Source organism: Acetatifactor sp., from assembly GCF_982438285.1.
In genome coordinates this window covers 1-1,500 of record NZ_CEWDFQ010000512.1, presented here as the reverse complement: position 1 = coordinate 1,500, position 1,500 = coordinate 1, and the positions used below count along the sequence as shown (strand labels likewise).

The window sequence follows — 1,500 nt, the reverse complement described above, 5'->3', positions numbered from 1 at the left end:
ACACTATACACCGGCATACACAGTCTGAGAGGGGCTACATTCTAGGGGACAAATAATAAAAGATGTATTTTTTAATGAAGAAGTAATAAATACATTGGAAAATTCCAAGATTCCCAGAAAAAATTTGGAAGCCATAAAAGGCATACGCAAGGAGAGTGTTTCTCCCAAAGAGTTTCAAATGCTTGCTGCAGGCATCAGAAAATACACATCGGGATATCAAAATAAAGCAGGAAAAAAAGCTGCGGCTGGAAAAATCATAAAGGGACTGTTTACAAGTCCGGATTATAAGATAAAGGATTTTAAAGCCATTATGATCAATGGCTATCAAAAAAATCAATCCTTGTGGAAAGAAATCATTTATTTAGATTTATCAAAATTGTTGTCCGGGGTTCAGATTCCCTATATTATTCTACAGGGAGACACGGATATCGTGACATCTGCGGCGGAGGCCAGTCGGCTGGCTGAGACCGCTGATAATGATAATCTAAAATGTGAGATCGTGAAAAACTCAGGTCATCTGCCGGGAAAGGAAGGGATGGACAGAGCTTTTGAGAAGCTATGTTTATTTGATAAATAGGGATTTTTGTTGATCAGGGACAGTAATTTATATGGAAGAAGTACAAGGGGCAGTGCTGGGAGCCGCTGACACTGTTTACATAAAAGCTGTACAGGCATTTATGGATTTATCCCCATGGAATTGCCTCCCTGTGCGCAACGAAATGAAAAGTCCCGTAATGGGGTTGTTGAAGGAAATACAAAAGGTCTGGGTGAAAATAAGCAAGGATGAAAAGGAGAAGTTTTTCTTTTTGATGTTTTTGAAACAAGGGCCTTGCAGGTCGTGTCTGCTTTGTCAGGATAAGGGCAGGAAAACTGCTGAAAGGAAAATGATTATGAGAAAAATGGCAGTGGCCGTATGTACGGTTTTAGCGCTGGTATCCGCAGGCTGCGGAAACGAATCGTCTGTAGTCGGTGAGCATACAGAAGCGGAAGAAAGCTCTGTTTTTGAAACGACGCAGGAAGAGATGCCGGAAGAAATACAAAAAGAAACACAGCAGGAGGCTTTGGAGGAATGGGAGGAGGAAGCGGCTAAGGCTGCAAAGGTTTATGAATACTGGGGGGATTTTAAAGATGAGAAGAATCTGCCCTACGCAGACGAGGCCACTGTTTCGCTGCTTCTGGATGCCTATGGGGAATTTGAGTACGAGGGAAGCTTTGAGACAGGAAGCCAGAAGTACTACAGCGAATACCTAGAAAAGTATAAACGTCTGGTGGACAGTGAGGTGCCATTTTTGGACGATGAGGGGGAAGCTTTTTATGTAAATGAGTACGAGTGGCGGGAGGCGTATTCAAATGCCAGATATTACTATTATTTTTTTGACATAGCCACGGGAACGGATCTGGCTTCAGGAAGGTCTCTGGGATATGACAGGAAAATAACGGCCGAAACGGTGACTGATTTTGCAGGGAAGCTGGGGCTTGGTGAAAAAACGGGGATAGAGC

2 protein-coding genes are annotated in these 1,500 nt (G+C 43.0%); both read left to right on the top strand.

The annotated features are described in order from the left end of the window. Positions 1–94 precede the first annotated feature (94 nt). Complete coding sequence (locus AC1WIP_RS15795) at positions 95–577, top strand: alpha/beta fold hydrolase (RefSeq protein WP_481142724.1); 483 nt, start codon at positions 95–97, stop codon at positions 575–577. Positions 578–890: 313 nt separating this feature from the next. Then, positions 891–1,500, top strand: a 610-nt coding sequence (locus tag AC1WIP_RS15790; RefSeq protein WP_481142723.1) for a hypothetical protein, incomplete at its 3' end; no start/stop codon positions are given.